The following is a 22,169-nucleotide window of genomic DNA, read 5'->3' as shown; positions in this document are numbered from 1 at the left end:
CGTCCACCGAGTTTCGGCGGCCCGAAAGCGTCGTCCGCCGGGTCGCCCACGCGATCGAGCGCCCGTCCGGAAGGAGATCGGGCGCTCGACGGCCTGGTGGACATGCTCAGCGGCCGAGAACCTCGGCGACGGTGGACGACCCGTAGCGGTCAAGGTGTTGTGCAGCCTCCTGGCCAGCAACGGCGAGGGCCTCGTCGAGCGCCCCGGTGTGGCGTCCGCCGGCGCTGGCGACTGGGCCCTTGCCGCCGGCTCCGCCGCCGACGGTGCGGGCGGCCAGAACGAGGATCCGGCTGGCCTGGGTGCCGGTGGCGTGGAGGGTGCGGGTGATGGCGGCGGCGAGGAGGGCCTTGCCGTCGTGTTCGGTGCCGAGGACGACGACGGCGCGGTCGGTGCCCAGGAGGTCGGCGGTGTGGGTGGTCAGGGTGCGGAGTTCTTCGGGGCCGAGGCCGGTGACCTTTTCGGTGACGATCCGGCCGCCGGTGACGGTGCGGGCGACCGCGGCGAGCTGCTGGGCGCGGGTGCGGAGTTCGGTGTCGCGGAGGCGGCCGAGTTCCTGCTGAGCGGTGGCGAGGGCGTCGAGGCGCTTGCGGAGGGCTTCGGGGGCGTCCTTGGGGCGGGTGCCGAGGAGGGTGGCGAGTTCGTCGAGGAGGCGGCGTTCGGTGTCGTAGTAGGTGAGGGCGTCGCGGCCGGTGAGGGCTTCGATGCGGCGGAGGTTGGAGCCGATGGAGGCTTCGCCGAGGATGCGGACGGGGCCGGCGTTGGAGCCGTGGCCGACGTGGGTGCCGCCGCAGAGTTCGCGGGAGAAGTCGCCGATGTCGACGATGCGGACGTGGTCGCCGTACTTCTCGCCGAACAGGGCGGTCGCTCCGGCGGCTTCGGCTTCCGAGCGGGTGGCGTGCCAGACGCGGACGTCGGGGTCGTCGAGGAGGTGGTCGTTGACGAGGGCTTCGAGGGCGGCGAGCTGGGTGGGGTCGAGGGCGGAGAAGTGGGAGAAGTCGAAGCGGAGCCGTCCGGCGTCGACGAGGGAGCCGTGCTGGCGGGCGTGGTCGCCGAGGGTGCGGCGGAGCATGGCGTGCAGGACGTGGGTGGCGGAGTGCGAGCGCGCCACGGCGTCCCGGCGCGGGCCGTCGACGAGGGCCTCGACGGCCTGGCCGCTGCGGAGTTCGCCGTCGAGGACGCGCACGGTGTGGACCTGGAAGCCCTCCAGGCCGAGCTTGGTGTCCAGGACCTGCAGGACGGCGCCGTCGGCGGTGCGGACGGTGCCGGTGTCGCCGACCTGGCCGCCGGACTCCGCGTAGAACGGGCTGCGGTCGAGCACCACCTCGACCGTCCGGCCCTGCTCGGCACCGGACGCGAGGAGGCCGTCGGCGATCACGCCGAGGACAGTGGCCTCCGCGGTGAGGCGGTCATAGCCGACGAAGTCGGTGCGGCCGTGACGGGCGGACAGTTCGCGGTAGGTGTCCTGGCGGCGCAGGGCCTCGGCAGTCTTCGCCTTGCCGCCGGTCTTGGCGCGCTGCTGCTGCTCGGTGAGTAGGGCGGCGAAGCGGTCCTCGTCGACGCTCAGGCCGGCGTCGCGGGCGGCCTCGACGGTCAGCTCGACGGGGAAGCCGTAGGTGTCGTGAAGTTCGAAGGCGGTGTCCCCGGCGAGGGAGGTGGAGCCGCTGGTGCGGGTGTGGGTGATGGCGGCGTCCAGCAGCCGGGTGCCCTGGGTGAGGGTGCGGGTGAAGGACTCCTCCTCGGCGGCGACGACCTGCTCGATCAGCGCGGACTGGGCGCGCAGTTCCGGCCAGACGTCGCCGAGGTTGCCGATGACGCTCGCGGTGGTGGCGGGCAGGACCGGGCCGTCGATGCCGAGCAGTCGGGCGTGGCGGATCGCGCGGCGCATCAGGCGGCGCAGGACGTAGCCGCGGCCGTCCTTGGCGGGCAGCACGCCGTCGGCGATCAGGAAGGCGATCGAGCGGGCGTGCTCGGTGACGACCTGGAAGGAGGTCTTCTGCTCGCCGGTGCCGGGGTAGTCACGGCCGGCGAGTTCCTGCACGGTCTTGAGGGTGGGCAGGAGCAGATCGGTGGTGCAGACGTTCTCGACTCCCTGGAGGATCGCGGCGAGGCGGTCGAGGCCGAGGCCGGTGTCGATGCTCTGCTGGGCGAGTTCGCCGAGAATCGGGAAGTCGCCCTTCTTGTCGCCCTCGCCGCGCTGGTACTGCATGAAGACGAGGTTCCAGATCTCCATGTAGCGCTCGCCGTCAACGGCGGGGCCGCCCTCGCGGCCGAAGGCCGGTCCGCGGTCGTAGTTGACCTCGGAGCAGGGCCCGCACGGTCCGGGGACGCCCATCGACCAGTAGTTGTCCTCCATGCCCAGGCGCTGGATCCGGTCGGCGGGGACGCCGATCCGGCGCCAGAGCCGCTCGGCCTCGTCGTCGTCCTCGTAGACGGTGATCCAGAGCCGGTCCTTCTCCAAGTTGCAGCCCTGGGTGAGGAGTTCCCAGGCGAAGGCGATGGCGTCGGCCTTGAAGTAGTCACCGAAGGAGAAGTTGCCCATCATCTCGAAGAACGTGGCGTGCCGGTTGGTGCGGCCGACGTTGTCGATGTCGGAGGTGCGGGCGCACTTCTGGATGGTGGTGGCGCGCGGGTACTCCGGGGTGACCTCGCCCAGGAAGTAGGGCTTGAACTGGTTCATGCCGGCGTTGGCCAGTAGCAGCGTCGGGTCGGAGGGGATCAGCGGGCTGGACGGGACCTGGCGGTGGCCGCGGGAGGTGAAGAAGTCCAGGAAGGTGGAGCGGATCTGCGTCGAGCGCATGGCGGTATGGCCCTCACGGGGAGTCGTGGGAGAGGTGGGGGGTGTTCACACGCCGAGCCGGGCCGAGAACGAGGACTGAGTGGTTCTCAGTTCTCCAGCTCGGCGCAGATAGCTCGCGCCCCCACGGTGTAGACCATGACTCCAGACCATCGCTCTGAGGTGGCGCAGCCACGACCGGACGCAACGGTCCGCTGCGACTGCGCAACCAACAGTAGCGGGTCCGGCGTCAAGATCGCTTGGCGTAGTCGTTCGGCTGCCGGTCACCCGTCAGAAGGAGGAGCGCGGAGGCGAGTCCGCCGGGCTGGTGGATCACCACCTCGGCACCCGCCCTGGCCAGGGCTTCGGGCTCGGTGTAGCCCCAGCCGACGCCGACGGCCCGGACGCCCGCGGCCCAGGCGGCGCGCACGTCGAGCACCGTGTCACCCACGAACACGGCCTCCCGCGGGTCGGCACCGAGCCGGTCGAGCGCGAGCAGCAGCCCGTCGGGCGCGGGCTTGGGCGGGGCGTCCTCGAAGCAGACGACCGTGTCCAGCAGAGCCAGCAGGTCAGGCGGGAGCAGCCAGTCGACCCGGCGGCGGCTGCGCAGGGTGACGAGCCCGGTGGCCACACCGGCTGCGCGCAGCTCGGCGAGTGTCCCGACACTGAACGGGAAGGGCTCGGCGCGCAGGCCGGCGGTGGCGGTGGCCGCGTCCCAGGCTTCCTCGTGGAGCGGCCCGTCGAGGCCGAGGGCCGCCAGCACCTGGTCGCGCGGGGCGAGGTGTGCGCCGGCGGGCAGGTCGGCGGTGGTGACCCGCCGTCCGAGCACCGTCATCGCGTACCCGGCCAGCGTGGCGAGGAGGGCGTCTCGGCTGTCCAGCAGCACGCCGTCGAGGTCGAAGAGGACGGCGCGGCTCACGCGGCACCGCTGGAGTGCCGCACTGGCAGCTCCGCCTCCGTGAGCAACGGGTGGAGGGTGACCCGGTGTTCGGCCAGCACCGCCCGGCCGCCGAGCGGGCGCTCCAGCACGCACATCGCGTCGGTGACCGGGCTGCCGGCCATCCGCAGCGTCCTTGCCATGGTGAGGAGTTGGCTGCCGGAGCGGACGACGTCGTCGACCAGGACGGTGCGCAGGCCGGTGATGTCGGTGCCCTCGATCTGCCGGTGCGAGCCGTACAGCTTCGGCAGACGGCGCACGAAGACGGCGGGCAGACCGGTGGCGGCCGACAGTGCGACGACCAGCGGGATGCCGCCCAGCTCGATGCCGGCCAGGGCCTGGGCATCGACAGGGACAAGGTGCGCCAGCGCCCTGGCGGTGTCGCGCAGCAGCGCCGGGTCGGAGGCGAGACGGAACTCGTCGAAGTAGGTGCTCAGCTGGGTGCCGTCGGAGAGCCTGAAGGGGGCGCTCACGCAGGCGGTCTCGGCGAGCCGGGCGGCGAGGCCGGCCTCGGTGCGGCGGGTGGTCATGCTCCTCCGATCGGGCTGGCGTCGAGCGCGCCGAGCAGGGCCCGGAATTCCTCGGCGCTCTCGGCGGTGTACAGGAAGCCGAGCGGCCGGGTGGGCGTCTCGAAAAGCCACTTCTCGCCGCGCAGGAAGGCGAGCAGGCGCAGGGCCGCCGCTCCGGCGAGGCAGACCGGCACCGGGCGGACGGTGGTGGCGTAGTACAGCGCGGCGGTCAGCTCGTGCAGGGTGCCGACGCCGCCGCCCATCGCGACAACCAGGTCGGCGTTCTCCAGGTAGTGGTTGAGCCGGGCGCCGAGGTCGGGCAGGTGGACGGACATGGTGGCGTGCGGGTTGAACGCGCCCCACTCGTCGTGCTTGCCGATCAGGGTGACCGCGGTGACGGCGGTGCCCTGCGAGGCGGCCCCGCGGGCGGCGGCCTCCATCAGGCCGTTGTAGCCGCCGTGCAGCAGTTGGTACCCGGTGCCGCCGAGCGTCCGGCCGATCTCCTCGGCCAGCATTTCCTCCTCGGCCGAGGCGGGGACGACGCCGCCGAAGAACACGGCGGTCAGACCCTCGCGGGCCCGGACGGTGGCCGGGCCCGCGAGGTGGAGTGCGTTCACGCCAGCTCCTGGTAGGTGCGGTACGCGGCGACGGCGTCGTGCAGCCCGTCGAGGGCCTGCGGGCAGGCGCGCTCCACCAGCCCCAGCACGCGTTCGACCGCCGCGTCGACGTCGGCCGCCAGCGGGATCGCCGGGCCGCTGATCGCGGCGTCCAGGTCGCCGAGGCAGGCCCGGCCGATCGGGGTCGCGGCGATCTCCTCGCGCAGCTGGTACCAGCCCCAGAACCTGGACGCCGGGGCGAGGGCGGCCTTGATCAGGTCCTTCGTCGCGGTGTGCAGCCGGTGCCACTCGACGTACGCGACGAACCGCTGACCGCGCTTGATCCGCTTGTGCAGGAGCACGGCCAGCACCAGGTGCTCGATCAGCAGCTCGCCGCAGGTGCGCGGCCGGGCGAGGAACGCGTGCACGTAGCTCTCGGCCACGGCGATGTCCTGCGCGGGCGCCGGCTCGGGCGCGCGGTCGAGGATGACCGCCGTGCTGACCGTCTCCCGCAGGCGCGGGACGCGGGAGGCGGGCACGAGGTACAGGTCGATCTGGTGGAGCCGGCCCTCGTCCGGGACGAGGAAGACCGTCCCCACCCCGCCGAGGTCGGCGACGATCGTGTCCCGCCAGCCGGGCAGCAGGGCACCCGCCTCGACGGACATCAGCACGTCCAGCGTCTGGACGAAGGAAGGGAGTTGGCCGTCGCGGACGCCGACCACGAAGTCGACGTCCGAGAGCCGGTCGGCGGTGCCCTGGGCCAGCGAGCCGCGCACCATCAGGTGGGTGACGGCCGGGGAGGCGGCCAGGGTGTCGGAGAGCTTCGACAGCAGCGGCAGCTGCGCGGGCCGGTTGGCCTGGGTGATCTCGGCCAGTTGCAGGGTGGGCATGTACTTCTCCTTCCAGAGCTTCGGTGACGTCGGCGGCAGGTCAGGCGGACAGGGCGAGGAGGCGGGACTTGGCCGCCGTCCAGCGGGCCGCGGCCGCCAAGTCGCCGAGAGAGGTGTGCAGTTCCGCGATCAGGTCGTAGGCCGCCCCCTCGGGCAGCGCGTAGGTGTAGAAGAGCCGCAGCAGCATCCGCTCGGCCGCCTCGGTGTAGCCCAGCCGGGCCATGGTGCGGGCGGTCTCCAGGCGCTCGGCCAGGACCGTCCGACTGGCGGCGGGCAGCGCGGCGGCGACCGCCGGGTGGAGCGAGGGACGTCGGGCCAACTGCTGGTACGCCTCGTCCGCGTAGACGTCGGCGATCAGGTGGATCCGGTCCGGGCCGAGCAGATTGCACACCCCGTGCGGGTAGGTCGGGGTGAGCCGCCAGATCCGGCCGCCGGCCAGGTGCACCTTGGTGCCGCCGGTCACCAGGAAGGCGGAGCTGTTGGTGTGCAGCGGGATGTGCAGCCGGTGCCGCTCGACCTGGTCGAGCTCGTCGTAGTCGCGGTGCTCCCAGAGGAAGGCGTTGCCCTCCAGCCGGGCGAGCCGCACCCACATGTAGTTCAGCCCGAGGTCGGCGAGGTACGCGGCGGTGGCGGGCATCCGCTCCAGCAGCTCGGTCGGGCGGGCGGCGCAGTCGCCGATCCTGACGTCGGCGGCGTCACCGGAGGCGTTCATCAGCGAGGTGGTCCACCAGCCCCCGGACTGGTAGGCGCCGTACTCCGCCTTCCAGGGGGCCTGGGCAGTCAGTGCTTCGTGGCGCATCCGCTCCCACTGGGCGGCGTCCACGGACGCCAGCTGGGCGATCTGCCCGGCCAGCGCGGTGAGTGTGCTCTCCATCGGTTCCCTCCCGTTGCCGGCCCGCGGTGGGGCCGGTGTGCAGGTGGACGGGGCAGTTCGGGCGGGCCTGCCGCTCGGAGCCGCTCGCCGTCCACGTGGTCGGACCGCAGCAGTGGTGCGGGCTCGCGCTCAGGCAGCCGGGCTGTGGTCAGGAAGAACGCGCACGGGCGGTGCAGCACCCGGGTGCTCGGTGCTCAGCTGGTGGTCGGCGGCGATCACGACCAGCAGGATCGTCACGACGTGGCCCAACCCCCACAGCAAGGTGAGCGCGGTTCCCACCGGGTCGTGCCGCTCTCCCCGGTGCCTTCCTCCTCGGGACGCGTACGGGCTCTCAACTGCGTTCACGGCTCTCCCCCTTCCTCGTGCCGGTGCCGTGCGGGCCGGTACAGCGTCGCCGCGCCGGCGTGCAACCCGGAACGTTTCTGAGGGGTTTCTCCTCGATGCGGCCCCGGCCACAGCGGGTAGCAGTACGCTCACCAACAGGTCATGAATCGCTGGGGGTTGAGATGCACTCAGACGTTCTGGCGGTCCATCCGCTCACCCACCTGATGCGGTTACGCGGATGGGGAAAGATCCAGTTCGCACGCCTGATGTGCGACCACGGCGCCAAGCTGAAGATCCACCTGGCGACCAACCGGACGCTGGTGTGGAAGTGGGAGCAGGGCCAGGAGCCCGAGCCGGACGCGCAGTACGTTCTGGCCGACCTGCTCGGCGTCAACCCCCTTACGCTGGTTGCCAATCCGTGGCCGAGGTGGCTCCCCGTCTGGGAGGTGACCGGCATCACGGCGCCCTGGACAAAGGCCGGTACCGTGGACGTACTGGTGGAACTGGTCAGGAGTGGTCATATGGATCGGCGCGGCTTTCTCACCATCACTGGGGCCTCCATGGCCGCTGTCGCTGCCAGCTGGGCAGCCGCTTCCCCCGCCTTCGCCTCCGCCCTGAGCGGCGACCAGGTGACCGACTCCATGGTCGACACCCTCGACGCCCGGGTCGCCACCCTCCAGACCCTGGACGCCCAGATGGGCGGCGCCCGCCTCATCGAGCAGGCCCGCGGCGACCTCGCCATCATCACCGCCCTGCTCAAGCAGGGCCGCCACACCGAATCCGTCGAAGCCCGCCTGCTCGGACTCGCCGCCCAGGTCAACTACATCGCCGGCTGGATGGCCTACGACAGCGGCCTGCGCTCGGCCGGCCAGCAGTACTACCTGGGCGCCCTCCGCGCCGCCAAGACCATCGGCGACGACGCCCTCGGCGCCTTCCTCCTCGCCGAGATGGGCGTCCACCTCTCCGACGCCGGCAACCCGGCCGAGCGCGTCGCCCAGGTCGAGACCGCGCTCGCCAACACCCCCGCGACGATGCAGCCCGGCGTCCGCAGCTACCTCGAACTCCACCACGCCGAGAGCCTGTCCCGCGACGGCCGGCACCAGAAGGCCGGCTCCGCCCTCAACCGCGCCCACGACCTCTGGGCCCGGAACGGCGGCGACCGACTCCCCAGCTGGCTCTCCTGGTACGGCGACGCCCAACTCAGCTCCACCGAGGGCAAGATCATGCTCCGCGCCGGCCAGGTCGACCGCGCCACCAGCGCCCTCGCCTCCTCCATCGACCACGCCGTCCCCCGCGACCAGGCCGTCCGCGCCGGACGCCTCGCCACCGCCCGCCTCGCCGGCAAGGACCTCGACGGCGCCCTCGACGCCGCCAACCGCGGCCTCGGTCTCCTCGAAACCCAGGTCCACTCCGTCCGCGCCGTCAGCCGCCTCACCAAGTTCGACGGCTACCTCAAGTCGCACGCCACCGAGCCCGCCGTCGCCGAGTTCCGGGAGCGCCTGCACGCGCTGCCCGCGATGGCCGCCTGACTCAGGACCAAGCCGTAGCCGCAATGCGGATTGTGCACGAATGGTTTATTCGGGTACAGATAGCGCCATGACAAACGTGGCTCCGTACCTTCCCGCCCTGATCTTGGTTATCGGGGTGACGGTCTTCGCGGTCCTGGTATCACGGGGACGCCGTCGCCGTGAGCAGGCGACCCTGGCCGCTCAATGGGGGAGCTCTTGCGCGCCCAGGAGGTCCACCGGTCCGCAGGTGTGCGCATGCTGCAGGTGATGAATGTCTACCAGCGAGCCCGGCGAGGGTCGAAGGCACAGGTCCGGTGGTGCGAGTCGGGGTATTTCCAAGACGCCTGGTTCGAGGGCTGGCACGTCCCTTCCGGTGCGTTCGTCCTGGTGACGGGCAACGTTGGGTGGGGCCCGCACAATCAGATCCAGAACGTGCTGTACGTCGATCGCGGGCAGGTGTTCGGTTGGGCGCCTGCGTCTGCCCCAGGGGCGTGGCAGCTATCTCGGGGTAGTGCGGACCCGATTCGCTGAGGACGGGGGTTGGCCTGCACCCCGGCAAGGTCACCGATATGTTCGAGCGGCTTGTCACGCCCTCGGCCCTGTCCGGCAGTCCGCTCACGCAGATACCCCGGACACGCAGCAGCACCCCAACCGTTCGAATGGGTTGGAGTGCTGCGCTGCAGGTCGGAGGCGGTGTGACCGCCACGTTCCAGGTGGGCCGCCAGGGGTTCGAACCCTGAACCTACGGATTAAAAGTCCGCAGCTCTGCCAATTGAGCTAGCGGCCCGCGGCAGGCGTGGACCCGGGGGACAGCGCCTGCCGGGGTGATCCTACCTGGTGCTCGGTGGGGGAGGGCCAGCGGATTGCCGGGCGGGTCGTGCGGGTCGGGGTGGGGGGAGGTGGGCGGCGCGGACGCGGTGGAGCCAGGCTTCGACGGGGCGTTCGTCGGGGGCGTCGGGGAGGACGCCGGGGCGGTCGAAGCGGGCCGCGGCGTCGGCGAGGAGGGGGCGGCCTCCTCGGGGCGGTCGGCGTAGCGCTCGCCGAGGGCGCGGACCTGTTCGGGGTCGGGGAGCCGGATCTCCAGGTGGCCGGTCTCGTGCAGGGCGACGCCTTGGCGGACCAGCCGGACCAGGTGCCGGGCGTGCTTGGCGGCCCGGGCCCGGCCGGCCGGGTCGGTGCGGTCGCGGGTGGTGAGCTTGCGGAACTGCTGGTCGGCGTAGCCCAGGTAGGCGCCGCGGACCGCCGGGCCGGAGAGGAAGGACGTCCGCAGGCCGATCAGCTCCTCGCCGAGCGGCGTCCGCACCTCGTACAACTCCTCGGGCAGCCAGACGAGTTCGGTGGCCGTCGGGTTGCCGTTGAGGGCCAGGCGGCACCACTTGGCGGCCTCGTGCAGGGTCCGGTCGGGCCGGGTGGTGACGTGCGACTCGGCGGGCCGGTGCAGGCCGTGGAAGGCGGTGGTGGGCGCGGCGAACAGGCCGAGCCGGTCGAGGTCGGACCCGGCGTGCGCCAGACCGTACGCGGTGGAGCCGACGATGCCGGAGAGCAGGACGTTCACGGGCGGACGCCTCCCCGGCGGTCGCGGACGGAAGTGGGTGCGGACGGAAGTGGGTGCGGGCGGGTGCGGCCCGGCCCGGCCCCCAGTCTCGCCCGCGCCGCCCCACCCCGGCCAACGATTTCCGCCGGGCCGGTCGCGGGGGAGCGCGGGGAGACGGAACCCGGCGTACAGACCGACCGGCCGACTCGCCGCTCGGCCCGACGGGAGGGAGGGGTGGAGGGGTGGAGGGGTGGTACGGGCCGAACCCTCAGCCGCCGTCCGGTAGTTCGAGCGGCAGGTAGCCGTAGCCGACCGACCCCGGCACGCCCCGGCGCAGGCCCTCCAGCAGGGCGGGTGGCGGGGCCGCGTGGACGGTGGTGTAGTGGTGCTCGCCGAGCGCCGGGTCGCTGGGCCAGGCGGGGCGCTCCTCGGCGGGGGTGGTGGCGAAGTGCCCGTCCGCGCCGTTCCGGTTGCCCCGGCCGTCCAGTCGGACCCACCACGAACTGCCTGGCAGCAGAACGCCGTTGAGCCCGTGCAGCACCTCCAGCTTCTGGTAGCACAGACCGGCCGGGATGCCGTTGGCGCGCAGCAGCGCGGCCAGCAGGTGCGACTTGCCGTGGCAGATCGCGTTGCCCGCGGCGAGCACGTCGGAGGCCCGGTAGGCGGCCGACCAGTGGCCGACGTCCGCCGAGTGGTCGATCCGGTCGCGGACGTACTCGAAGGCCGCCTCGGCCGTCCGCACCGGGTCCGCCCGCCGCAGTTCGGCGGCGAGCCGGACGATCGCGGGGTGGTCGTGGTCGACGACCCGGTCGGCGGCGAGATACTCGGCCGGGTCCGGCAGTTCGACCCGCAGCGGGCCGTGGGGGGAGACGGAGAGGTCCATGGCAGTGATGCTCGGCGCCCGACCGCACGGCCCGCAAAGGGGTTTCACCCGATGGGATAGCGTCGGCGGCGACACCTGTCGTGAACGAAGGACGCGGGACGCGGGACTCGGGACGAAGGACGGAGGCGCGGTCGGCATGGCGCAGGACGAGGTGCTGGACGAGGTGCTGGTGGTCACCGGCGGCGGGCGCGGCATCGGGGCGGCCACCGCGCTGCTCGCCGCCGGGCGCGGCTACCGGGTGTGCGTCAACTACCGCAGCGACCAGGGCTCCGCGGAGGCCGTGGTGGAGCGGATTCGGGCCGCGGGCGGCACCGCGCTCGCCGTCCGCGCGGACGTCTCGCACACCGCCGGGGTGATCGAGCTGTTCGACACCGTCGACCGCGAACTCGGCACCCTCACCGCGCTGGTGAACAACGCCGGCACGCTGGAGCGGCAGTGCCGGCTGGACGAGCTCGACGAGGACCGGCTGAACCGGATCTGGGCGGCCAACATCACCGGCCCGTTCCTGTGCGCGGCGGCCGCGGTGCGGCGGATGTCCACCCGGTACGGCGGCCGGGGCGGGGCGATCGTCAACGTCGGCTCGGCGGCGTCCCGGCTCGGCTCGCCGAACGAGTACGTCGACTACGCAGCGTCCAAGGGCGCGCTGGACTCGATGACCACCGGCCTGGCGCTGGAGGTCGCGGCCGAGGGCATCCGGGTCAACGCCGTCCGCCCCGGTCTGATCCACACCGGCATCCACGCCCTCGGCGGCGAACCCGGCCGGGTCGACCGGGTCGGCCCGAACCTCCCGATGGGGCGCGGCGGGCAGCCCGAGGAGATCGCCGAAGCGATCCTGTACCTGCTCTCCCCCGCCGCCTCGTACATCACCGGCGCCTTCCTGGACGCCGCCGGCGGCCGCTGACCGCCACGCCACCGCCACCGCCGGCCGCCCACCACCGGCCGCCGACCGCCGGGCCCCCACGACTCCTACAGCTCCCACAACTCCCGCCACCGGACGCGCGGTTCCGGCTCCACGGCTCCCGGTACCGGTTCGGTGAACGCCCCGGCCCGGCGCCCGCCCCTGCCCCTACGGTGGAACGCATGACCGAGACCGAGATCGCCGCCGCGCCGTTCCTCGACATCCCCGACGTCCCCAACCTCCGCGACGCCGGGTCCGGCGTCTACCGCCCCGGGCTGCTCTACCGCTCGGCCACCCTCCACCACCTCACCGACGAGGGCCTGCGGCGCCTCACCGAACTCGGCATCCGCACCGTCCTGGACCTGCGCAGCGCCGCCGAGGTCGCCCTGTACCCGGACCGGCTGCCCGACGGCGCCACCTACCTCCACCTGCCGATGCTGCCCGACCCGGCCACCACCGACCGGGCGTGGCCCGAGGACCAGTCCGCGCTCTACCCGTTCATGGCCGAGACCGGCGGCATCGCCATCGCCGCCGCCGTCCGCGCGCTGGCCACCGGCGCCCCGCTGCTGGTCCACTGCGCCGTCGGCAAGGACCGTACCGGCCTGACCGTCGCCGTCCTGCAGACCCTGGCCGGCCTCCCGCTCGACGCCGTCACCACCGACTTCCTCCGCTCCAACGCCGGCCTCGGCCTCGACCTCGGGCCCGTCCCCTACCTCGACGCCGCCGGGGTCGAACGTCTCTCCCGCCCCGTCGAAGCCGCCCACCTGCACGCCGCCCTCACCCACGCCACCACCCGCCACGGCTCCCTCACCGCCTACCTCCGCGACCACGGCGCCACCGACGCCGACCTCGCCACCCTCCGCACACTGGGACCGTCCTGACGGCCCACCGCACGCCCGTCCACCGCACGCCCGCGCACCACGTGCACCACGCGCCGCCACCCGGCTGCTCCGGCCGCCGTTCCCCGGGCGGGGGGCGGCTCGTTAGGAGCGTTACCGTGGGCGGAGCGCCCACCCGTACGTCCACCGGTGCGTCCGGTCCGTCGTCGGACGGGCGTGGTGGCACGAAGCCCTGAAGTCCCGAAGTCGTGAAGTGCCCGAAGTCCCGAAGTCGTGAAGTCGTGAAGGAGCCCGTCCCATGGCACGTTTCCCCGCCACCGCCGCCGTCGCCGCCACCGGGCTGGTCGGCGGGTACGCGACCGCCCGGTTCAGTGGGCGCCGGGAGTGGGGCGGTGCCGTGCTGGCGGCGGCCGGGGCGACGGCCGCGGTGCGCTGGGGCGGCGTTCGGGGTGCCGGCCGCGGCGGGGCTGACCACGCTGTACCTGGCCGCGTTCGGCGGTTCGCACCCGCTGGCGAAGAAGATCGGCGCCTGGCCGGCCGTCCTGACGGTGACGGGCGTGGTGGCCGCGGCCTCCGCGCTGGCCACCGGCGACTGAGGTCCGGCGGCACCACGCAACGACAGCACCGCCCGACGACGGCACCGCCCACCAGCGGCAGCGCTCAGCGGCCGAAGCGGTCCTCGAACGCCGTCCGGTTCGCGGAGGGGACGCTGCGGTCCCAGACCGCGAACACCACCCGGTCGAAGGCCGCGCCCCACTCGTCCAGGGCCTGCCCGAAGGCGGCCGCCACCTCCACCGGGTCGTTGCGGAACACCCCGCAACCCCAGGCGCCCAGCACCAGTTCGCGGGCGCCGTGCCGGGCGGCGGCGGCCAGCACCCGTCCGGCCCGTTCGGCCAGCAGCGGGCCGAGGTCGAGCGGACAGCCGGGCGAACGCAGCGCCAGCTGGCCCGCGTTGGGCGCGGGCGAGGTGAGGAAGCCGACCCGGTGGGTGCGCTCCAGCAGTTCGCCGCGGTCGTCCCGGATCACCGGCACGCCCGGCGACCAGATCACCCGGTGGCTGTAGCGCAGGTCGGTGGAGGCCCGGTGCGCCTCGTAGTAGTCGGGGGCCTCCAGCAGGCAGCGGTAGAGCAGCGAGGAGCGGCAGACGTCCTCCTCCTGGGCCTTCGCCCCGCGCAGGTAGCCGCCGCCGGGGTTGCGCGCGGACGCGAAGTTCAGCACCGCGACGCTCCGCCCGCCGTCCGCGACCAGCCGCCGGGCCGCCTGCATGCTGCCCTCGCCGGTCACCTCGACCACCACGTCGGGAACGCGGACGGGCCCCGGGCCGGGCCCGAACTCCTCGTCCGCCCGGTAGGACACCGTCCCGGCGCGGGCCTCGGCCAGCTCCGCGGCGATCCGCACCACCGCGCCGCCCGGGCTCCGGTACTCGCCCCGGTCCGCGATCTCCTCGTTCTGCGCGGCCATCGCCCGCTGCCTGCTGCTCATACCGGGCACGCTAATCCCCAACTCCCGCCCCCACCAGCGATTTTCGCCCCTGCCCGGCCACACCCCCGGGAACGCGGACGGGCCCGCCCCACCGAAGTGGAACGGGCCCGGATCAGCCGGCCTGCGGCGCGTCAGTTCTTCCAGCGCGGCTTGCGGTCGCCGCCACCGTTGAAGCCGCCGCGGTCGTCACGGTTGAAGCCACCGCGCTCGCCGCGGTCCCGGTCGCCGAACGAACGGCCACCGCGGTCGTCACGGTTGAAGCCGCCACCCTGCGGGCGCCCACCGGTGCGGTGGTCGTCACGCCGCACGAACGGACGGCTGCCGCCAGCGGCCTGGCCACGGTCCCGGTCGCCGAAGGGACGCGCCGGACGGTCACCGAACGAACGGCTGCCGCGGTCGTCACGGTTGAAGCCACCGCGCTCACGGTCACCGAACGAACGGCCGCCACGGTCACCGCGGTCGTCACGGTTGAAGCCGCCACGCTCACGGTCGCCGAAGGAACGGGCACCACGGTCGTCACGGTTGAAGCCACCGCGCTCACGGTCACCGAACGAACGGCCGCCCCGCTCCTCACGGTTGAAGCCGCCACGCTCACGGTCACCGAACGAACGGCCGCCACGGTCACCGCGGTCGTCACGGTTGAAGCCACCGCGCTCACGGTCACCGAACGAACGGCCACCACGGTCACCGCGGTCGTCACGGTTGAACCCGCCACGCTCACGGTCACCGAACGAACGGCCACCACGGTCACCGCGGTCGTCACGGTTGAACCCGCCACGCTCACGGTCGCCGCGCTCGCCGCGCTCCCGGTTGTTGTACGCCGGGCGCTCGCTGCTGCGGGCGTCGCGGTAGGACGGGGCGCGCTCCTCGGTCACCGGCTCGGCCTCGGCGGCGGCGACCGCCGCGACGGGGGCCTCGGCGTCGGCCTCGACGGCCGGCTCCTCGTCCTCGATGCCCAGCTCGGCCCGCTCGCGGGCGGCCCGGGCGGACAGCCGGTCGGCCTCCTCGCGCAGCTCGGTCGCACGGCGCTGGGCGCGCTCCAGCTCACGGGTGAGCTCGGCGACCTCGCGCTCGGCGGCACCGGCGATGCCGGAGGCGCTCTCGGCCTGGACCTCGACCAGCGAGCGGGCGCCGGTGATCCGGGCCACCTCGGCGTCGAAGGCGTGGTCGAGGATGTGGCGCGAGGCGTCCACGCCCGCGTCCTCCATCAGCCGGAACACGCCGCGGCGCTGGTGCGGCAGCACCAGGGTGACGACGATGCCGGAGCGGCCGGCCCGGGCGGTGCGGCCGGAGCGGTGCAGGTAGTCCTTGTGGTCGCCGGCCGGGTCGACGTTCAGCACCAGGTCGATGCCGTCGACGTGGATGCCGCGGGCGGCGACGTCGGTGGCGACGACCACGTTGAGGTAGCCGTCCTTGAAGTCGCCGAGGACCCGGGTACGGGCGCCCTGGGTCATGCCGCCGTGCAGCGCGTCGGCCTTCACCCCGGCCTCCATCAGCTGCTGGGCGACCCGGTCCGCGCCCATCTGGGTGCGGACGAAGATGATGGTGCGGCCCTTGCGGGCGGCGATCGCGTTGGTGATCGGCGCCTTGTCCTTGGGCTTCACGACCAGGATGTGGTGGGTCATGGTGGTCACGGCGCCGGCCGACGGGTCGACCTCGTGGGTGACCGGGTTCTTCAGGTAGCGCTTGACCAGGCTGTCGATCTCGTTCTCCAGGGTGGCGGAGAACAGCAGGCGCTGGCCGCCGGCCGGCACCAGGTCGAGGATCTCGGTGACCTCGGGCAGGAAGCCCATGTCGGCCATCTGGTCGGCCTCGTCCAGGACGGCGATCTCGACCTCGTCCATCTTGGCGGAGCCGCGGTTGATCAGGTCGCGCAGGCGGCCGGGGGTGGCCACCAGGACGTCGACGCCGCGCTCCAGCGCGTAGATCTGGTTCGACATCGAGGTGCCGCCGCAGACCACCTTGAGGCGCAGGCCGAGCACCGAGCCGAACGGCTCCAGCGCGTCGGCGACCTGCATGGCCAGCTCGCGGGTCGGGACCAGGATCAGGCCGCGCGGGTGCTTCGCCTTGGTGCGCTCGCCGTCGGCGAGGCGGGTCAGCAGCGGGAGGCCGAAGCTCAGGGTCTTGCCGGAGCCGGTGCGGCCACGGCCCAGCACGTCCTTGCCGGCCAGCGCGTCCGGGATGGTCGCGGCCTGGATCGGGAACGGGGTGGTGACGCCGCGCTTGGCGAGGGCCCGGACCACGTCGTCGTGCAGACCGAGGTCGCCGAAGGTGATGGTGGGCTCCGCGTCCGCGTCCGCGTCGGTGTCCGCGTCAGCGGTGGTGTCGGCGTCGGTGTCGTCCGCGGCGTCGGTGTCCGCGTCGAGGTCGCTGTCGACGTCGGTCAGCTCGGCGAGCTCCGCGTCCAGCGTGTCGGTGTCGGTGTCGAGGGAGTCGGCGTCGGACCCGTTCGCGGGCATGGCGAAGCGGGCGTCGTCAACGAGAGACATGCAAAACCTTCCGGAAGTGGCACGCGCCAAAGTCCGGGGGTCTGTTGAAAAACCGCCTCTATGCGGTCAGCCACGGATCGCCGGAACGCGCCAAGGGCGCTCAAAGGTGTATGAGGAGCGCCAGCCAAATAGGATCAAACGAACGATCTACCACCATAGGGGAACCTGGGGATCAGAGGCAAATCCCCTGGTCAGCACCTCGAACGAAGGCCCGATCGGCCCTCCCGGCTTCCCCCGCCCGCTCAGTGCGCCGAGGGCGACTCGCTCGGCCCCTCCGATCCCGCGCCGCTGGGCGTCGCCGACGGCCCGGCCGAGTGCGAGGGCGCCGACGGGCTGCCCTGCGGGCTCGGCGAGCCGCCCGTCCCACCGCCACCGCTGCCGCCACTGCCGGCGGGCGGGCTGGACGGGGCCGAGACCGGCGCGCTCGCCGTCCCGGACGGGGCCGCCCCGCTCGCCGACGCCGCCGGCACCTGCACGGGCGCACCCGGCACGCCCTGCGACACCGGCGGTGGCGTGGAACCCGGCACCGGGACCCCCGCGGCCGACGACGCACCCGGTGACGCGCCGTCAAGGCTCAACGCCCCGCCGTGCTCCCCGTGCTGGACGGTCTGCCGCGCGCCCTGCCCGCCGCCCGGCCGGGCACTCGCCGGCACCCCCGTCCCGGACGGCTTCACCTCCGTCCTCCCGCCCGGGGCGTCCGCGCCCACCGCCATGCACCCGCTCAGCCCGAGCACGGCCAGCGCCGCCGCCACCGAACCCGCCGCCGTCCGCCGCCGACGCACCGGCCAACCCACCACCATCGAGCCACCTCCCGCACGACCCACCCGGGGCCGCCACCGTTCCCGGTGCCCAACGCGCGTCCGCCCCGCCTGGACACGGGTACCACCCCACCGGCTCCCGCCCCCTCCCCACGCCCCCCTGCGCCCCTTCCTCCCCCGCCCCGCTCCCCCGTTCCCCGCCTGCCGAACACGCCGCCGAACACGCCGCCGTCCCGCGGATGATCTGGCGCGCCGTCAGCGGAACTCCGACAATGGGACGCGTGGAGATGACCCGGGACGAGTTCGAGGCACTGGTGTCCGACGCGCTGGACCAGATTCCGTCGCAACTGGCCGCGATGATGGACAACGTCGCGGTCTTCGTCGAGGACGAACCCGACCCCGCCACCCCCGACCTGCTCGGCCTCTACGAAGGCATCCCCCTCACCGAACGCGGCGAGTGGTACGCCGGCGTCCTCCCCGACCGGATCATGGTCTACCGGGGCCCCACCCTCCGCCACTGCGACACCCGCGAACAGGCCGTCGACGAGATCCGCACCACCGTGATCCACGAGGTCGCCCACCACTTCGGCTTCGACGACGACGAACTCCACGAACTCGGCTGGTCCTGACCTCCCCCTCGCCCTCCCCTCCCCCACCGCGGTCGCCGCCACCCCGCCCCGCCGCGCCGACCACCGGAAACCGTTTTGGCGTTCCCGCCCGGCATCCCATATGCTTCTCGACGTCCCCGAACGCCGGATGATCCGGCCGGAAGGGCCGCAAGCCCTCATCGTCTAGTGGCCCAGGACGCCGCCCTTTCAAGGCGGTAGCACGGGTTCGAATCCCGTTGGGGGTACGCAGTACCGTAGTAAGGTCCTGTGCGGAGCAATCCGCACGAGGTCCCGTGGAGCAGTTGGTTAGCTCGCCACCCTGTCAAGGTGGAGGTCGCGGGTTCAAGTCCCGTCGGGATCGCTCGTCTCGCAAGAGGCGGTGCAGTACGGCCAGGTAGCTCAGTTGGTACGAGCGTCCGCCTGAAAAGCGGAAGGTCGCCGGTTCGACCCCGGCCCTGGCCACAGTTCGACGAGAGGCCCCGGAGCACAGGCTCCGGGGCCTCTCGCGTTGCCCGGACCGTCCGGTCTCCGTCGCTCCGGGGCAGGCTGCGGGGAGAGCGTGGTGCCTTCACTTCTGGGCCTACCCTGGAACCGCCGATCGGCCCGTCCCGTGAGGAGCCCTCGTGCAACCGGAGCACTTCGCCCTGCTGGAGGAGGCCCGTCGGAGCCTGCCGGAGGGCTTCAAGGTGGAGCTCTCGGGTGACACCCTCGTGATGACGGTGGGTGCCTCGGGCATCCACCAGCGCAACCTGCTGGTGGTCCGGAGGCAGTTCGACGCGCACGCGCCGCTGGAGTTGCTGCCCAGCGAGAACACCGACTTGGTCTCGCCGGACGCGGGCAAGAGCCGCAACCCGGACCTGACCTACCTGCCGGGCGAGGCACTGGAGACGTCGGAGAACCAGGTGTCGGCCGAACTCGCGGCGATCGCGGTCGAATTGGTGTCGCCCTCGAACCCGGAGAACGACTGGGTGGGGAAAGTCCGCGACTACCCGTTGATGGGCATCCCGCTGTACCTGCTGGTCGACGCCCGACAGCGGACCGTCACCCTCTTCAGTCGGCCCGACGGTACGAGGTACCACCGCCGCGAGGACATCGAGTTCGGCGAGACGCTGTCCATCCCCGAGCCGTTCGGCTTCGACCTGGTCACGCGCGACCTGCTGCCGTACTGACCCACCCCGGCTCGGCCTGAAAAGTCATGTGCCCGCCTCTCGTGGCGTCCGGGCAGGGTCGCGTTCGGCCGGAGCCTCCTCCCGGGGATGCGGCTTCCCGGGACGATCGCGACCGCGCGCCCTGGCGGGGCGGCGGTTCGATCAGGGCGGCCAGGCCGTCGAGGACGCGGGGGAGGCCGAACTGGTAGGCGTGGTCGGTGTGGTAGGCGCCTCCCTGGGCCTGGCCGGCGGCGGTGCCGACGCGGGTGGCGACGGCTTCGTCTCGCTCGGCCACCCGGACGCCGGCATGAACGTGGTCCTCCTGCGCCGGGGCCTGGAGGTGCTGCTGGAGGGCCTCCGCGACCAGCACGCGGCCGGGCTGATCCTGGCGTTCACCGTGGACGACGCGGCCGGCACCGAGACCCGGCTGCGGGAGGCCGGGGTGGAGATCACCCTGCCGCTGCTCGACGAGCCGTGGGGCGAGCGGCTGTTCCAGGTCACCGACCCGAACGGGGTGACCGTGCAGTTCACCGAGTGGCGGGCCGCCGCCGCGGCGTGACGGGGAGGGCGGGACAGCCAGGTGCCCCCGGAGCGGCCTTCGCTCCGGGGGCACCGGCGGGCGGGGAGGACGGGCGTCGGCCGGTCAGGCGTTCGGGAGGGAGCCGGCGACCGCCTGCCGGGCGAACTCCACCACGTGGGCGCGCAGGTCGATGTCGGGGCCGGCGCCGACCAGCAGCCGGGCCATCTGGGGCACCGCGACCGGCCAGGCGGCCAGGCCGATCAGGCTGAGCAGGCAGGCCCCGACCCGGGGGGACGCCTCGGCGCCGAAGGTCTCGGCGAGCGCGGCGACCTTCCGTTCGTAGTGGGTGGAGCGCCGCGCCTCGCCGGGCAGGGCGCCGTCGCGGTAGTGCAGGCCCTCCCAGAGGGAGAGCCGCACCAGGGCGGGGTTGGCCCGGTGGAAGTCGTACACCCGGCCCACGTACTCGGCGGGGTCGTCGCCGGGCTGGAGCGGGACGGCTTCGGCGAGTTCGTCCAGGGCCCGGGCGACGACCTGGTCGAAGAGTTTCTGCTTGCTGCCGAAGTAGCCGTAGATGCGCTCCTTGTTGACGCCGGCCAGTTCCGCGATGCGGTCCACGCGGGCGCCGGCGATGCCGTGGGCTGCGAACTCTTCCGTGGCGGCGGCGAGCAGCCGCTGCTTGGTGGAGGGCGGGTCCTGGGTCATGCCGACAGCGTAGGGCGCGATGCCGGCACTCTCCAACCAACTGGATAGTTGACCCCCAACCAACCAGTTGGATACCTTCGTGCCACCACCGGGCCCGACGTCCGGACCCCGTGCGCTCCACCGACCGCCCATCGACCGCCAGCCGACCGCCCGCCGACCGGACAGGAAGTGCACCATGCCGACCACCGCCCTGACCCGCCCCGCCACCACCGCGACCGCCGCGACCGCCGCCGCCACCACCGTCACCACGGAGCCGCCGCGCCCCGCGCTCCCCTCCGTCCACGTCCGCGCCCTGATCACCTGGCTGGCCGTCTACCCGGCGATCACGCTCGTCCAGGTCCTGCTCGGCCCCTCGCTGGCGGGCCTGGCCGTGCCGCTGCGGGTGCTGGTCCTGACCGGGCTGGTAGTCCCCGCCGTGGTGTACCTGTTCGTCCCGGCGCTGCTGAAGGCCCGCGCGGCCCTGCTGCGGCGGTGAGCGCGCCCGGAGACGGGACGGCCCCTACCGCCGGCGCATCGCCTTGCGGGTGTTGCGCACCCGCCGGTGCATCCGCTGGACGTTGGCGAGGGTGTGCACCCGGCCAGCCACGGTCAGGCGGTACTTGAGGCGCAGGAAGGGCGGGAGGGCGTCGATCCGGTCGGCCCCTATCGCGCTGACCAGCCGGGTGACGTGGCGGTGGTAGGCGTAGCGGTACTCCTGGTCGCCGTCGGGGACGGTCCAGAAGAACATCGGGATCTCCTCGACCAGGGTGTTGTGGTCGTAGGCCCGCAGGTGCTCGCGGAAGGCGGGTTCGGGCCGGTCGAGCAGCCAGGCGCGGACGAGTTCGATGGAGCGGACCCGGTCGGCGAGGCCGCGCGGGTCGGTGCGGCGCTGGGTGATCGAGCTGTCGCCGTCCTCGCGGATCCGCCAGTGGTAGATCGGCTCGGACAGCACGTCGACGCTCTCGGCGAGGAAGTGGTGCGGGACGCTGACCGGGGCGTCCTCGTAGAGCATGCCCTCGGGGTAGTCCAGGCCGGCGGCGGCGTAGAAGGAGCGCCGGTAGACCTTGTTCCAGGCGGTGCGGTCGGTGACCAGGCCGGGCAGTTCGCTGACGTGGGTGCGCAGCCGGGTCTCGGCGAACGGGCGGACGTGGACGTGCGAGGGCTCCAGCCCGGCGGTGCGCAGCCGCAGCACGTTGCCGGTGGCGAAGTCGGAGCCGGTGGCGTCCAGGGTGTCGACCATCAGCCGGTAGGCGTCCGGCGGCACCACGTCGTCGCTGTCGACGAAGGCCAGGTAGCGGGTGCCGGGCGCGAGGTGGCGGACGCCGGTGTTGCGGGCGGCGCCGAGCCCCTGGTTCTCCTGCCGGACCAGCCGGAACCGCGGGTCGCGGGCGACGTACCGCTCGGCGATGGCGGCGCTGGTGTCGGTGGAGCCGTCGTCGACCATGACGCACTCGAGGTCGCTGAAGGTCTGGTCGGCGATCGAGTCCAGGCAGGCGGCGAGGTAGCGCTCGACGTTGTACACCGGGACGACGACGGAGAGACGGGGTGCCATCGGCTGCGCGGCCTTTCGGAACGGGCACCCTGATTGGCCGACAGGAATGCCGCCGGGCGCGAACGCGCGAAGCGTATCCGACCCCGACAACGTTGCGGGAAACGCCAGATGGCGCGGAAGTAGCGGAGGAATTCGCTCCGATTCCGCGCCCGCAGCGCTTCCTCAGGAAGGGCGGCGGAAAAGCGCGACAAAACGGACGGTAAAGCCGAGGGCAAAACCGACCACCGGACGGAGGGCGCCGCGACGGGCAGCCGAACAACCGAGCGCCGCTGCCCACCCCCGTGGGGCAACGGCGCCCGAGCATCCGGATGCCGATCCTGCCGACCGAGTCCACGGTGTGTCAACTATCGTGGATTTTTCAACGAC

The 22,169-nt window shown here is 73.0% G+C and carries 20 protein-coding genes, 4 tRNA genes and 1 pseudogene; 11 read left to right on the top strand and 14 right to left on the bottom strand.

What is annotated here, in order from left to right; genetic code table 11:
• Window positions 1-106: 106 nt before the first annotated feature.
• The 7 genes from alaS to QMQ26_RS19180 form a co-directional block, all read right to left on the bottom strand.
• Window positions 107-2,797 carry an alanine--tRNA ligase gene (alaS, locus tag QMQ26_RS19210; protein WP_282202108.1) on the bottom strand — a complete coding sequence of 897 codons (2,691 nt, stop codon included), beginning with the start codon at window positions 2,795-2,797 and terminating at the stop codon, window positions 107-109.
• Window positions 2,798-3,023: 226 nt separating this feature from the next.
• A complete protein-coding gene (locus QMQ26_RS19205) occupies window positions 3,024-3,692 on the bottom strand; it encodes an HAD family hydrolase (protein WP_282202107.1) in 669 nt (222 codons plus the stop codon).
• Window positions 3,689-4,240, bottom strand: coding sequence for an orotate phosphoribosyltransferase (locus tag QMQ26_RS19200; RefSeq protein ID WP_282202106.1), 552 nt, complete (start codon window positions 4,238-4,240; stop codon window positions 3,689-3,691). The genes QMQ26_RS19205 and QMQ26_RS19200 overlap by 4 nt, the downstream gene beginning before the upstream one ends.
• Window positions 4,237-4,836, bottom strand: a complete 600-nt coding sequence (locus QMQ26_RS19195) for an SLOG cluster 4 domain-containing protein (RefSeq protein WP_282202105.1) — start codon at window positions 4,834-4,836, stop codon at window positions 4,237-4,239. The genes QMQ26_RS19200 and QMQ26_RS19195 overlap by 4 nt, the downstream gene beginning before the upstream one ends.
• Window positions 4,833-5,705, bottom strand: a complete 873-nt coding sequence (locus tag QMQ26_RS19190; RefSeq protein ID WP_282202104.1) for a hypothetical protein — start codon at window positions 5,703-5,705, stop codon at window positions 4,833-4,835. Before QMQ26_RS19190 ends, QMQ26_RS19195 begins: the two co-directional genes overlap by 4 nt.
• 40 nt (window positions 5,706-5,745) lie before the next feature.
• Entirely contained in the window at window positions 5,746-6,579 is an 834-nt protein-coding gene (locus tag QMQ26_RS19185) for an aspartyl/asparaginyl beta-hydroxylase domain-containing protein (RefSeq protein ID WP_282202103.1), read from the bottom strand.
• A 129-nt stretch (window positions 6,580-6,708) separates the two neighbouring features.
• Window positions 6,709-6,924 (bottom strand): hypothetical protein, encoded by a 216-nt coding sequence (locus QMQ26_RS19180; RefSeq protein ID WP_282202102.1) that lies wholly within the window; start codon window positions 6,922-6,924, stop codon window positions 6,709-6,711.
• 161 nt (window positions 6,925-7,085) lie between these two features.
• Between QMQ26_RS19180 and QMQ26_RS19175 the strand changes: the two genes are divergently transcribed.
• Window positions 7,086-8,432 (top strand): transcriptional regulator, encoded by a 1,347-nt coding sequence (locus tag QMQ26_RS19175; RefSeq protein ID WP_282202101.1) that lies wholly within the window; start codon window positions 7,086-7,088, stop codon window positions 8,430-8,432.
• Between the two features lie 693 nt (window positions 8,433-9,125).
• Here QMQ26_RS19175 and QMQ26_RS19170 read toward each other — a convergent pair.
• The 3 genes from QMQ26_RS19170 to QMQ26_RS19160 all read right to left on the bottom strand — a co-directional run bounded on the left by QMQ26_RS19170 (window position 9,126) and on the right by QMQ26_RS19160 (window position 10,828).
• Window positions 9,126-9,198, bottom strand: a tRNA-Lys gene (locus QMQ26_RS19170).
• Window positions 9,154-9,966: a nucleotidyltransferase domain-containing protein gene (locus tag QMQ26_RS19165; protein WP_282206564.1), complete on the bottom strand. Its 813-nt coding sequence runs from the start codon at window positions 9,964-9,966 to the stop codon at window positions 9,154-9,156. The genes QMQ26_RS19170 and QMQ26_RS19165 overlap by 45 nt, the downstream gene beginning before the upstream one ends.
• A 247-nt stretch (window positions 9,967-10,213) precedes the next feature.
• Entirely contained in the window at window positions 10,214-10,828 is a 615-nt protein-coding gene (locus QMQ26_RS19160; protein WP_282202100.1) for a transglutaminase-like domain-containing protein, read from the bottom strand.
• A 136-nt stretch (window positions 10,829-10,964) separates the two neighbouring features.
• Between QMQ26_RS19160 and QMQ26_RS19155 the strand changes: the two genes are divergently transcribed.
• The 3 genes and pseudogenes from QMQ26_RS19155 (at window position 10,965) to QMQ26_RS19145 (ending at window position 13,161) form a co-directional block, all read left to right on the top strand.
• On the top strand, window positions 10,965-11,729 hold the full coding sequence (locus QMQ26_RS19155; protein ID WP_282202099.1) for an SDR family oxidoreductase: 765 nt from the start codon (window positions 10,965-10,967) through the stop codon (window positions 11,727-11,729).
• 179 nt (window positions 11,730-11,908) lie between these two features.
• Window positions 11,909-12,607, top strand: coding sequence for a tyrosine-protein phosphatase (locus tag QMQ26_RS19150; RefSeq protein ID WP_282202098.1), 699 nt, complete (start codon window positions 11,909-11,911; stop codon window positions 12,605-12,607).
• 256 nt (window positions 12,608-12,863) lie between these two features.
• Window positions 12,864-13,161: pseudogene (locus QMQ26_RS19145) on the top strand (hypothetical protein).
• 64 nt (window positions 13,162-13,225) lie between these two features.
• Here QMQ26_RS19145 and QMQ26_RS19140 read toward each other — a convergent pair.
• Both QMQ26_RS19140 and QMQ26_RS19135 read right to left on the bottom strand, forming a co-directional pair.
• On the bottom strand, window positions 13,226-14,047 hold the full coding sequence (locus QMQ26_RS19140; RefSeq protein ID WP_282202097.1) for a TIGR02452 family protein: 822 nt from the start codon (window positions 14,045-14,047) through the stop codon (window positions 13,226-13,228).
• 131 nt (window positions 14,048-14,178) lie between these two features.
• Window positions 14,179-16,536: a DEAD/DEAH box helicase gene (locus tag QMQ26_RS19135; protein WP_282202096.1), complete on the bottom strand. Its 2,358-nt coding sequence runs from the start codon at window positions 16,534-16,536 to the stop codon at window positions 14,179-14,181.
• Window positions 16,537-17,581: 1,045 nt separating this feature from the next.
• On the opposite strand from QMQ26_RS19135, the gene QMQ26_RS19130 reads away from it, so the two are divergent.
• The 6 genes from QMQ26_RS19130 to QMQ26_RS19100 all read left to right on the top strand — a co-directional run bounded on the left by QMQ26_RS19130 (window position 17,582) and on the right by QMQ26_RS19100 (window position 19,609).
• A complete protein-coding gene (locus tag QMQ26_RS19130; protein ID WP_100838566.1) occupies window positions 17,582-17,923 on the top strand; it encodes a metallopeptidase family protein in 342 nt (113 codons plus the stop codon).
• A 151-nt stretch (window positions 17,924-18,074) separates the two neighbouring features.
• Window positions 18,075-18,147 (top strand) — tRNA-Glu (locus QMQ26_RS19125).
• A 42-nt stretch (window positions 18,148-18,189) separates the two neighbouring features.
• Window positions 18,190-18,263, top strand: a tRNA-Asp gene (locus QMQ26_RS19120).
• A 27-nt stretch (window positions 18,264-18,290) separates the two neighbouring features.
• Window positions 18,291-18,364, top strand: a tRNA-Phe gene (locus QMQ26_RS19115).
• Window positions 18,365-18,525: 161 nt separating this feature from the next.
• The gene (locus tag QMQ26_RS19110) at window positions 18,526-19,071 is read left to right on the top strand and encodes a Uma2 family endonuclease (protein ID WP_282202095.1); all 546 of its coding nucleotides are present in this window, start codon (window positions 18,526-18,528) and stop codon (window positions 19,069-19,071) included.
• A 190-nt stretch (window positions 19,072-19,261) separates the two neighbouring features.
• Window positions 19,262-19,609: a VOC family protein gene (locus QMQ26_RS19100; RefSeq protein ID WP_282202094.1), complete on the top strand. Its 348-nt coding sequence runs from the start codon at window positions 19,262-19,264 to the stop codon at window positions 19,607-19,609.
• An 84-nt stretch (window positions 19,610-19,693) separates the two neighbouring features.
• Here QMQ26_RS19100 and QMQ26_RS19095 read toward each other — a convergent pair whose 3' ends face one another.
• Complete coding sequence (locus tag QMQ26_RS19095; RefSeq protein ID WP_282202093.1) at window positions 19,694-20,272, bottom strand: TetR/AcrR family transcriptional regulator; 579 nt, start codon at window positions 20,270-20,272, stop codon at window positions 19,694-19,696.
• 175 nt (window positions 20,273-20,447) lie between these two features.
• Between QMQ26_RS19095 and QMQ26_RS19090 the strand changes: the two genes are divergently transcribed.
• Complete coding sequence (locus tag QMQ26_RS19090; RefSeq protein WP_282202092.1) at window positions 20,448-20,747, top strand: hypothetical protein; 300 nt, start codon at window positions 20,448-20,450, stop codon at window positions 20,745-20,747.
• Between the two features lie 24 nt (window positions 20,748-20,771).
• Here QMQ26_RS19090 and QMQ26_RS19085 read toward each other — a convergent pair whose 3' ends face one another.
• A complete protein-coding gene (locus tag QMQ26_RS19085; protein WP_100837081.1) occupies window positions 20,772-21,803 on the bottom strand; it encodes a glycosyltransferase family 2 protein in 1,032 nt (343 codons plus the stop codon).
• Window positions 21,804-22,169: the final 366 nt, after the last annotated feature.

It is taken from the genome of Kitasatospora fiedleri (assembly GCF_948472415.1).
GTDB lineage: Bacteria > Actinomycetota > Actinomycetes > Streptomycetales > Streptomycetaceae > Kitasatospora > Kitasatospora fiedleri.
The sequence above is the reverse complement of the archived record's forward strand: the minus strand, read 5'-3'. Positions and strand labels throughout refer to the sequence as shown.

Coding starts and splice junctions, on each gene's coding strand:
- QMQ26_RS19185 (WP_282202103.1), bottom strand. CDS start 6,579: ATGGAGAGCACACTCACCGCGCTGGCCGGGCAGATCGCCCAGCTGGCG.
- QMQ26_RS19130 (WP_100838566.1), top strand. CDS start 17,582: ATGACCCGGGACGAGTTCGAGGCACTGGTGTCCGACGCGCTGGACCAG.
- QMQ26_RS19200 (WP_282202106.1), bottom strand. CDS start 4,240: ATGACCACCCGCCGCACCGAGGCCGGCCTCGCCGCCCGGCTCGCCGAG.
- QMQ26_RS19095 (WP_282202093.1), bottom strand. CDS start 20,272: ATGACCCAGGACCCGCCCTCCACCAAGCAGCGGCTGCTCGCCGCCGCC.
- QMQ26_RS19190 (WP_282202104.1), bottom strand. CDS start 5,705: ATGCCCACCCTGCAACTGGCCGAGATCACCCAGGCCAACCGGCCCGCG.
- QMQ26_RS19090 (WP_282202092.1), top strand. CDS start 20,448: ATGCCGACCACCGCCCTGACCCGCCCCGCCACCACCGCGACCGCCGCG.
- QMQ26_RS19140 (WP_282202097.1), bottom strand. CDS start 14,047: ATGAGCAGCAGGCAGCGGGCGATGGCCGCGCAGAACGAGGAGATCGCG.
- QMQ26_RS19175 (WP_282202101.1), top strand. CDS start 7,086: ATGCACTCAGACGTTCTGGCGGTCCATCCGCTCACCCACCTGATGCGG.
- QMQ26_RS19155 (WP_282202099.1), top strand. CDS start 10,965: ATGGCGCAGGACGAGGTGCTGGACGAGGTGCTGGTGGTCACCGGCGGC.
- QMQ26_RS19160 (WP_282202100.1), bottom strand. CDS start 10,828: ATGGACCTCTCCGTCTCCCCCCACGGCCCGCTGCGGGTCGAACTGCCG.
- QMQ26_RS19135 (WP_282202096.1), bottom strand. CDS start 16,536: ATGTCTCTCGTTGACGACGCCCGCTTCGCCATGCCCGCGAACGGGTCC.
- alaS (WP_282202108.1), bottom strand. CDS start 2,797: ATGCGCTCGACGCAGATCCGCTCCACCTTCCTGGACTTCTTCACCTCC.
- QMQ26_RS19085 (WP_100837081.1), bottom strand. CDS start 21,803: ATGGCACCCCGTCTCTCCGTCGTCGTCCCGGTGTACAACGTCGAGCGC.
- QMQ26_RS19150 (WP_282202098.1), top strand. CDS start 11,909: ATGACCGAGACCGAGATCGCCGCCGCGCCGTTCCTCGACATCCCCGAC.